The following is a 10,495-nucleotide window of genomic DNA, read 5'->3' as shown; positions in this document are numbered from 1 at the left end:
TGGGAACAACACCGCACCTGGGTACGTTTCCATGTTCATTAACTCGATTTCCGGCAAAATCCTTGCAGATTCCGAGGATTCTGACGAAATTTGCTATGAAGTTGCGCATAAGCAGTGCAATAGTAGTAAACGGTGTGGTTACCACTAATTTACTAATAATCTGCAAATTGTGCAACTTTTTCATTTGTAAATATTTAGAATTTTAATTCAACCAACGGGTTAATATAGCATTATCAGAAGGTATTCTTATCGAATATTTTCCCTCCACATCAGTAGTTGTACCTATAGTAGTTCCTTTAACGACAACATTCACCCCAATAAGAGGCTCATTAGTCCCTTCTTCCAGAACTGTTCCTTGTATTACTCTCGCTTGTTGAATCTCATTAGAAGTATCTACACCATGCTCGGATACTTGAACAGATTCATTTGTCCCCAATGCAGCGGTTGCAAGGGGTAAATAATCCCCTGCATACACTGCAAATGATAGCATTGATGCCAATGCTATGAAACCATTCCTTTTAAAAGAACTCCTCATAATACTTTGATTTAATAGTTAATAAAAAACAACGTAATTTTAAATATTGAGCATACCCAATTACCATCTTGGAATTTCCAAATCGTCCTTGCTCGGCAAAGCCGGAAATTTGGCATGCGGCTCGGCCTGGTACCAGAAAGTGGTCGACGAGATATCCGACTTCTGGTTGTTGTAGCGTCCGTCATGACGCCATCCCAGGTCCTGTATCGTGACCTTCAGGTCCTTGTCGAAGCGTACCGGGTCAAGGATATGCCAGCGGTACAGCCCGAAAGCAGTCACCGCACGGTACAGCCCGTCAGGACGGATTACCTGGTGCATACCGGCATAGGGGGTGGTGAACTCCTGGTATTGGCGCGTCTTCTGGTTCTCGAAATTGTACGAGCCGCAGAAGTAGTCCTCAGCCCCGGTTCCACAGATAGTCGGGTATTCCTTGTCACCGTCCATGTAGAACTTGATTTCCCCTTCACCCCACCAGCAGTTGTCGTTTACACGCCACGCCAGGTAGGTACCCACATACTGTCCCTTGCCCTTCACACCGTCAATCAGCGTGTGCAGAGACCCCTGGGTCGGGTTGGAACGACGGAACTGCGCGTGGAAGTAGGCCTCGTCCTCGGGGACTTCTGTCAGGGTGTAGTTGATTTGGTAGTACAGGCGCATCTCCTCGGCGGTGTTGATGTTCTCCAGCGTGATACGGGCTTTCTTGCGGAAAGGCATCTTCCAGTAGCAGTTGAAAGCGCTGCCCGGATTCACGCAGACGGCCAGCGAGGAAAGCTGTGCATATTCATTGTATGCGCTGCAGAAAAAGTCACCCACCGGACATTCGACGGAAGGCTCCTTCTCGTCGTCCCAGTACATTCTCAGGATGGAGAAGCGCCAGTTCCCGGTCGGCGTCATCCAGATCTGCTGGATGGCTCCCGGACCCTCAATCTCCGCAATCGTGATTGTCTCTCCCGGTTTCACGATGATGAAGGGGTTCACCTTCCAACCCTTGCCCAGGTCCTTGGCCGCATGGTGGGCGTTGGCCACATTGCGCTGGTCCTTGTCCCTGACCGGGTCGGCCATGCCGCCCTTGCCTTTCTCACCTGTAAAGTTCTCGGGGCTGATGGAACGTGTCTTCGCATCGGACAGTCTTGACAGGTTACCCATGTTCATGTCCAGTCCGTTGAAGGGGTAGTTACTTTGGGCGTAAACACCCACGGTGACCATGCACAAGGCCGCCAGAATTAATGATTTGATTCTCATATTTTAAATAGATTAATGGTTTGTATACTTAGTTAATGGTTTCAGCAAGTTTTGCCAGTTCAAGATATTTCTTGTACAGTTTTTCGTAGATGAGGGCTCTTTTCTCATCCGGCCGGTATTCAGCCTCGATGTCCGATCCCATGTGCCTTGTCGCCTCATTGATATCCTTGTACACCCCTGCGGCAACTGCCGCGAACATTGCCGCCCCCAGGGCACAGGTCTGTTCCGAGCGGACCACACGGATAGGCATGTCCAGCACGTTCGCCAGCGTCTGCATCACGAAGGGCGCCTTCTTGCTGATGCCTCCGATGGCATTGACCGAATCAATGCGCAGCCCCTGTCCCTTCATATGCTCCACAATACGGCGGGAACCGAAGGCGGTGGCTTCCACCAGCGCACGGAATATTTCTGGGGCACTGGTTCCCAGCGTGAGTCCCGCAACGGCACCCTTCACGTTCTGGTCCGCATCGGGGGTACGGCGGCCATTCATCCAGTCCAAGGCGACAACACCGTCCTCGGAGGGTTCCATGTCCTGGGCCTCACGGGTGAGTTCCACCAGCATGCCTTCCAGAACTTTCTGCCTGGCCTCCCCCTCGGGGATGTCCTTCAGTGTCCATGCCAGCATCTTCCTGAACCAGGCGTAGATGTCTCCGAAAGCTGACTGTCCGGCCTCGAAACCTATGAATCCCGGAAGCACCGAACCGTCCACCTGGCCGCAGATTCCCTTGATACAGCGTCCGCCTACCTCGTCTTTGCCGGCAACCATGATGTCGCAGGTGGATGTTCCCATGATACGTGTCAGTATTCCCGGGGCGACGGATGCGCCTACGGCTCCCATATGGGCGTCCAGTGCTCCCACAGCCACGGCGATTCCTTGGGGAAGTCCAAGCCTGTCTGCCCACTCGTGTGTCAGCTCACCTGCCTTGGTGTCGCTGGTGTGGGTTTCCGTGAACAGATGGGGGAGCATTTCCTTCAAGGCCGGATTAAGTTTTTCGAGAACTTCGCCGGAAGGAAGACACCAACTGGCATGCCACATTGCTTTATGTCCAGCAGCACAACGGCTACGAAAGATCTGTTCCGGAATAGTGTTACCAGTTACTAATCCAGTCATCCAATCACAATGTTCTACCCAAGCATAAGCAGCATCCTTTATAGCGACATTTGTGTTGATAATATGTAAAACCTTTGACCATACCCATTCTGATGAATAAGTACCACCTTCATAAAGTAAATAATCAAGGTTACGTTTATTGATCAGTGCATTGATTTGCTCAGCTTCTCGAACAGCTGTATGATCTTTCCAAAGAATAAACATAGCATCCGGTTCTTCTGCAAACTCGGGACATAAAGCTAATGGCATTCCTGCCTTATCGGTTAAAGCAGGAGTACTACCAGTTGTGTCAAAACATAATCCACAAATAGAAGCAATCTCTTCTTCCTTCAAATCAGATAAAGCTATATGTACAGCCTCTGTCATGGATTCAATATAATCTAATGGATGTTGGCGATAACGATTGTTGTGTGCATCGCAGTAAAGCCCCGCTTTCCAACGGGGGTAAAAACTTACCCCCGTAGCCATTTCACGGCCAGTATATGTATCCACTACCAGTGCACGACAAGAATCCGTACCAAAATCAAGACCAATAACGTATTTCTTGTTTGACTCCATAGTTTAAAGCATTATTTGGTTGTTAACTCTTGTTTTCTTGCAATGAAGAACCCATAATAGGCAATCACTGCAAAAGCAACGGCCGGTACAACATATGCAGCCATAATACTACCCGTCTGGTCAGAGACAATACCCTGAATTTGGGTCAGAACGGCAGCACCAGCAATAGCCATTACCATGAATGAACCTCCAATCTTAGTGTCATTCCCCAAACCCGTAAGACCAAAACCATAAATGGTCGGGAACATCAATGACATACATCCGGAAATACCCATCAGGCAATAGACTCCAAAACAGCCCTTACCGAACATCGCACCCAAACAACACATTACAGCAAGAAGCGAAAGCCCTATCAAAAGTTTATAGGCTTTCACGTACTTCATCATTGCAGTGCATACAAACCTCATGGTCACAAAGAGAATGAGCGACATGATATAGTAAGTGGCCGCAGCTTGTTCTGCCGTACGTGGCAGTAAATCATTCAATCCAAGCCATTCACAACAATTATAGAATGCAGCAGCTATCGGTTCCACACCGCGCAATGCGATGACAACGGCCTCCGCAGAAGTTGAGTCGCCTAAAGAAGCCAACACGTCGTCAAAATTGAGCTGTTGCATGGCATAACGGATGACAAAAGACCATACTGCGATTTGAGCACCTACATAAAAGAACTGTGCGATTACACCCCACACATAATTTTTATTTTTTACGAGTCGACGAAGCGTAGCACCAAATTCGACTTTCTCTCCGCTTTCACGAAGATTGGGCATTTTGGTCAAGCGGATGGCAAGCAGAAGCACCAACATCACTAGACCAAGTACCACATAAGCCGTAGTAACAGCATTCAGTTCTTGTCCCTGGATGGCGATTAACTCCTCAACCGGAAGATAGGCACGTTCTGTCGCTGTCATTCCATTCAGTTTTGAGAGGATGAAAATCTGACTGATTACTACTCCCGTAATTGCCCCGAACGGGTTAAAAGCCTGCGACAGATTCAGACGGCGTGTGGCAGTACTTTCAGGACCGATTGCCAATATATAGGAATTGGTAGATGTCTCCAAGACTGAAAGACCGGCAAAGAGAACGAAGATTGCAAGCAGATACATAAAGAAGCTGAAATCAACGTTCACTCCCAAGCTAAGCATGGCAGGATAGAACAGTAAAGCCCCAAATGCATATAGACCAAGCCCCAGCATTACACCTGATTTATAAGTGTATTTCTTGATAAACAAGGCACCAGGAACAGCGCAACATCCATATCCTAACAAATAGCACACCACTTGTATCCAAGCAGTTTTCGAATCACTCATACTCATGATGCGCTTGAAAGCTGCAAGCATAGTATCTGTCAGATTATTCGGCACAGCCCAGGCAAAGAAAAGAGTAGTGAGCAGAATGAATGGGAAGAGGATTCCTTTCGGTATTATTTTATTTGATTCCATACGAATTCTCCATTATATAGTTACCCTATTGAAACTTTGTTTTTATTACATTCAAATCTGCTCCAAATAAATCTTGCACGATAGGGGCCAATTGTTTATCCTTACCTTGTATATGAATCACCTTTTGCGTATGAACCAATGATGCACCGGGAGCTAGCTCCGCACCAGGAGAAGATGTTTCAATTTCATAGAAAGGTCCCATTATAGAACCATCTTCTACCGGACCGTCATTATAAGAGTTGATTACATCCCCGGCAAACGGATTTTCCTGAGGTCCCCATTGACCATTTACGTAGACTGAAGGAGTTTCGGGAAGACTACACCACAGGATTGTGAGTACGCCTTTCAATGAATCATAACTTCCGCAAATATCCGTTGCCCGTGAAGCCGGCAATCCCAGTTTGGAACGATAGAGCCCGTCAATCTTGAAATAGATAATACCATTTTCCTTTATCAGCCTATCCGTCGGTATCTTACCGAAATATTCATCATTCACGATTGTTCCTTCCGCATCTTGCTTATAAGGAATGAATACAGTAGTGGTCGGTGTAGGATTAAAACAACCGAGCATCCATACAGATACAAGACCACCCTCTTTTGTCCACGCCTTGTCACCTGTATTGGTAATCTTATTCTCACTCTTGTAAGCTACAATTTTTATATCATTTGTTAGCTGGATATTAAAATCGGCAGCCACTTCACCAGCATCCATCAACGATACAGTACGGTCAATATTCATATCAAAAGTAGTACCGGAAGCATTTGTCAAACGAGTATCTTTCACAAAACGGATACTACTGTTGTCTTGCGACTTTATGTCAAAAGCTTCAGTATCAAGTACCGGAGGAACTATCCAATTATCATAAACCTGTTCTTGTCCTTCCTTAAAATAAAGCGAGAACGGACCACCTTCCGGACCAAGCCAGAAGCGTTCCTCACCTCCTACCGGATTAAATTGAGAACTGACTTTGCCCTCATTTATGAAACGATAATTAATCCAGCCGTAACTGTCACCTTCATCGCCGGAAGCAGAAGTAGTCATTACACGGCCTTGCCATGCAGGAATAACCATCACTTTAGAATTCCCATCAGCAGATACCAATTCAGTATATTCAATGCCGTGGTCCTTTAAGAACTGGGCATCATAAGCATAACTTCCCATCTTGATTTCTTTTTGTCCGCCGCATGATACAAGTATTGCAGTTGCACCTACCAGCAGAGTGTTTTTCAGTTTGGTTGATTTCAACATAACGCCTGTTTCCTTTATTTATAGAGAGGTCCATAATTCTTGCAAGCTCTATAGTCACTGCCTTCCATATCCTCGCCAAAAGCGGTCCAAGCACTGGGACGGAAAATATCTTCCTCAGAAACATTGTGCATGCATACCGGGATACGAAGCATGGAAGCCAGAGTAATCAAGTCAGCACCGATATGACCATAACTGATAGCGCCATGATTAGCCCCCCAGTTATTCATAACAGTATATACATCACGGAAATATCCCTTACCTGTCAGACGTGGAGCGAAGAAAGTGGAAGGCCATGTACGGTCAGTACGTTCATTGATAGCCTTGAAGACATCCTTATCCAAATTTACTGTCCATCCTTCGGCTATCTGCAATACTGGACCTTGACCTTTTACGAGATTCAAACGGCACATTGTTACCGGCATTTCACCACGAGTCAGGAACTGGGAAGAATAACCACCGCCACGCATATATTCGCGACTGGCCGGATGCCACTTGGTTGCAGAAAGACAAGCTTCTACTTCCTCTTCCGTAATTTCCCAGAAAGGCTTCATTACCGGTTTATTGTCACGTGTCTGACAGCCTGTTCCATCAAGCGTACAAGAGCCGGAGTTGATCAGGTGAATGAAACCGTTTGCCGCCTTACCTTCCAATTTCTTACCCGTTACCCGTTCTATGGCATTCGGACTCCAATAAGTACGCACATCCGCAAATATCTGTGCCGTATTGGTCAATAAATGATTGAAGAGCATTGAAATACAATTCAACGTATCATTTTCCGTAGCAAAAGTAAATGCTTCACGGATACCGTTCCAATCAAAAGAAGTATTCAGAATAGCTTCTGAAAAATCACCGTCAGGCTTATAATCCGTCCACTGGCGCTGTCCCTGGAAACCTGCAGCAATCGCATTGTGTCCCATTGATTCTTCCTTGAAGCCCATTTCTGCCAATTTGGGATTGCCAATCATCATATCACGGAAAATGAGGGTCATTTTCACCACATATTCCCAACGGGCATCTTTCTCTTCACGGGAATATACCAGATGTTCCGGATTAAAGTCTGTCCCTTCATTACTCTTGCAATACTTTTCTGTCCATGCCATAGCACATGCAAACTCTTCATGGTCATAAATACCCAACTGAACACGACGTTCTATTTCACTGGCATCCACATACTCATTACGCATGCCCAAATACTCCTGGAAGAAATCAGGATTTGGAATAGAACCTGCAATACCCATGGATACGCTGCCGATTGAAAGATAGGATTTCCCCTTCATTGTAGCCACTGCTATACCTGCACGTGCAAAGCGCAACAATTTTTCCTGTACATCTTCAGGAATTTCCATATTGGTGACTTCTTGTACATCACGTCCATAAATACCAAAGGTGGGCAATCCCTTCTGTGTATGACTTGCCAATGCTGAAGCCAGATAAACCGCACCCGGACGTTCTGTACCATTAAAGCCCCAAATGGCTTTCGGCATTTCTCCTTCCATATCAATAGTCTCGAATCCATAACACCAACAAGGAGTTACAGAGAGTATGATACCTACTCCACTATTGCGGAATTTTTCAGCTGCCATAGCAGCTTCAGCCACTCCACCGATAGTTGTATCTGCAATAACGCACTCTACGGAAGTGCCGTCGCTATGACGTAAAACAGAAGAATAAAGCTCGGCCACTTTATGGGCCATGGCCATAGTCATATCCTCCAATGACTCACGGATACCTCCACGACGACCGTCAATAATAGGTCTGATACCAATTTTTGGCTTTCCACCAATTAATCTTGAATTTCTCATGGTTCAACTGATTTTATTTGAATTATATGATAAATTAACTAAAACGATTAAGCTAATATTTAAAAAAATAGCTCGCTTAAGGAGCTATCTCAATAAATTCTCCCTCAGCAAGAACAGATTGCACTGTATTGCCGTTTGCAATGATATCTATCAGTATTTCAAGTGCTTTCTGTACTAAAACATCTATAGGCTGTTGAATATAGGATATAGGAGCACCAAAAAAGTCAAATACCGGATTACCATCAAAACCCACTAAACCTATTTTACCAATAATTTCTTCTCCCATGTCTTTTATTGTATATAAACAAGCCAATGAAATCATGTTGGTGGCAAAAAGGAAAGCGTCTACACCACCATCAATCATTTTAGGCAATAAACGATCTGCTGACTTTCTGGGAGTATCCTGCTTCAAAAAGGCCACGTTAGCCAAGTTTTTCTTACCGGCTTCATCCATAGCCTTTTTATAACCACGGATACGCTCTTTCATATGGATAAGGTTGACATCATAAGCCACCATACAAGGAGCATTATAGCCTGCATCCAAAAGATGTTTGGTTGATATATAGGAAGCATTAAAGTTATTCAATGCTACATAACTGACATTAAGTTCAGGAAAATAGCGGTCAAATAGAACGATAGAAATATTGTTGTTCACCAATGAAGCAATAGACTTTTCGGAATTATCACAAGGAACAATGATGAGTCCATCTACACCTTTATTAATAAGATTACTGACAACACGATTCATCTTATCCTTATCCTCATCTGAACTCCCAAAAAGTACAGTATATCCTCGTTTGGTTGCCTCATCTTCCAATACACGCGCTAATTGAGAAAAAAATGGGTTGGAAATATCAGAAACCACTAATCCTATTGTTTTTGTTTTGCCACTACGAAGACTTTTGGCCGCAAGATTAGGCTGGTAGTTCATTTCATTGGCAATTTTCAATATGCGTTGGGCAGTCTCTTCTCCCACGCGATACTCTTTCTTCTTCCCATTCAAAACGAACGAAACCAATGCTGTTGAAACGCCTGCAGCTTCAGCAATATCCTTCAGCGATATTTTTTTTAGTGACGACATATATTTGTGTAACGTTTTTGCTATATAATAGTATTATACTTTTAGGTTACCTCTTGAATCAGTAGCACTTATCGTATTCTCACGATGCAAATATAAACATAAAAATTAAATCTGCAAATTATTTTGCTAATTCGTTATAACATTTTTATATTTGCAGTACCAAATCATGCTAAAAACGATATGAACTACCATAAACGACACATAAAAATTAATTTTAAACTTTTAAAATCATGAAAACCAAGATTCTATTTACACTTTTATTCTTTGCATGCAGAATACACTACCTTTATGGACAGACTAACCTACAAATAGCTCCGGAAACTTTAGCAACTCCGGAAAAAAATGGAATATGGTTACAACCTGCTCAAAATACAAAAGCACAACCCATTTGGGGATTTGCAAATGGTATCCGAATAGGAATTACTCCATTAGGAGGTCCACGTGGGCTAATTCGTATCTATACACCTTATTTAGAACATGATGAATTTGTTGTTACCAATTTCATTGCTTTTGAACCAATTGATAAAGCAAAAAATAATAGGGGGCTCTCAGAATTGGAATGGAGTCAACTTGATAATGTTCGTGGAAAACGTTTTTGGAGTGGGAATACTCCTGAAGCTCCCTCATTCCCAAATCAATATTATCCAGCTCACGGAGTAATAGCAAAGGAAAATGGAGTTGAAACACTTACTGTGTATTTCTTTTGTGAAACTTTTGATAATGGTGCGGATATCTATGTCCGGACTAAATTCACAGAAGGAAAGCCTTATGAGTTTGAATTAACTACGTATACCACGGAAGAGTCAGATGAGCTAAATCGTTTTATACTCACAGCTACTATGGGAAACAAAGCAAGACTTAGGACATTACATCTCGCAGATGGTAAAACGAAAGAAGCCGGCCAATTATGGCCGAGCTATAAAGATTCTAATTTCACAGAACATAACCATACTCCAGTGGCAGAAATGATAAAAGATAAAAATGGAGGTGTATGGTTTATAGCGTCACCTGATGAGAAAGACCCTACAAAAGCTGTATATGCTGAAGATACACATACACATTGGAAATATACTGGTAAAAAAGCAACGCAATATTGGTATTGTTCCAATCCAAGTAATGAGTTAGAAGGAGTTGTGAACGGTCGTTATGCTTATTGGGCAAGTAAATCTCCGATACCTGGTGGTATCGCTTATGAGAACTTTGAACTGACTGAACCATTTCAGTCTGGTCAAAGCTATATTTTTGGTATCACACCTCTTTCACCGGAAGAATTAATAAATCACATTATGAAATAAGAACGGACTACTTTTTGGTAGAAATTCCTTTCTTCTTAATTTATAGAACAGAACATTAGTGTCCAATAAAAATGGACGAGTTAAAAAATTAATCAAATAGTCCTTCAAAAAGGGGATAATCGAGTTCTTTGATATCGTTGAAATCAGTCTTATCGAACAGGTCACGTAAGTTCGTTTTGT

The 10,495-nt window shown here is 43.7% G+C and carries 8 protein-coding genes and 1 pseudogene; 1 reads left to right on the top strand and 8 read right to left on the bottom strand.

Translation table 11 applies throughout. The features are described from left to right. The 8 genes and pseudogenes from HU824_RS19560 to HU824_RS18130 form a co-directional block, all read right to left on the bottom strand. Positions 1–184: pseudogene (locus tag HU824_RS19560) on the bottom strand (IS982 family transposase); the annotation flags it as partial. Between the two features lie 18 nt (positions 185–202). Further along, positions 203–535 (bottom strand): carboxypeptidase-like regulatory domain-containing protein, encoded by a 333-nt coding sequence (locus HU824_RS18160; protein ID WP_246866859.1) that lies wholly within the window; start codon positions 533–535, stop codon positions 203–205. Between the two features lie 60 nt (positions 536–595). Further along, the gene (locus HU824_RS18155; RefSeq protein WP_087333448.1) at positions 596–1,777 is read right to left on the bottom strand and encodes a glycoside hydrolase family 172 protein; all 1,182 of its coding nucleotides are present in this window, start codon (positions 1,775–1,777) and stop codon (positions 596–598) included. Between the two features lie 28 nt (positions 1,778–1,805). Further along, positions 1,806–3,446 carry a ribulokinase gene (locus HU824_RS18150; RefSeq protein ID WP_176469612.1) on the bottom strand — a complete coding sequence of 547 codons (1,641 nt, stop codon included), beginning with the start codon at positions 3,444–3,446 and terminating at the stop codon, positions 1,806–1,808. A gap of 11 nt (positions 3,447–3,457) precedes the next feature. Beyond that, complete coding sequence (fucP, locus tag HU824_RS18145) at positions 3,458–4,888, bottom strand: L-fucose:H+ symporter permease (RefSeq protein WP_176469611.1); 1,431 nt, start codon at positions 4,886–4,888, stop codon at positions 3,458–3,460. A gap of 25 nt (positions 4,889–4,913) precedes the next feature. After that, positions 4,914–6,137, bottom strand: coding sequence for a DUF6786 family protein (locus tag HU824_RS18140; protein WP_176469610.1), 1,224 nt, complete (start codon positions 6,135–6,137; stop codon positions 4,914–4,916). A 14-nt stretch (positions 6,138–6,151) separates the two neighbouring features. Beyond that, positions 6,152–7,939: an L-fucose isomerase gene (locus HU824_RS18135; protein ID WP_176469609.1), complete on the bottom strand. Its 1,788-nt coding sequence runs from the start codon at positions 7,937–7,939 to the stop codon at positions 6,152–6,154. 76 nt (positions 7,940–8,015) lie between these two features. Beyond that, a complete protein-coding gene (locus HU824_RS18130; RefSeq protein ID WP_136008811.1) occupies positions 8,016–9,020 on the bottom strand; it encodes a LacI family DNA-binding transcriptional regulator in 1,005 nt (334 codons plus the stop codon). Between the two features lie 230 nt (positions 9,021–9,250). On the opposite strand from HU824_RS18130, the gene HU824_RS18125 reads away from it, so the two are divergent. After that, positions 9,251–10,315: a hypothetical protein gene (locus HU824_RS18125; RefSeq protein ID WP_136008812.1), complete on the top strand. Its 1,065-nt coding sequence runs from the start codon at positions 9,251–9,253 to the stop codon at positions 10,313–10,315. Positions 10,316–10,495: the final 180 nt, after the last annotated feature.

It is taken from the genome of Bacteroides sp. L10-4, assembly GCF_013373675.1.
In the GTDB taxonomy this organism is placed as follows: Bacteria; Bacteroidota; Bacteroidia; order Bacteroidales; family Bacteroidaceae; genus Bacteroides; species Bacteroides muris.
This window is presented reverse-complemented; position numbering and strand designations above follow the sequence as displayed.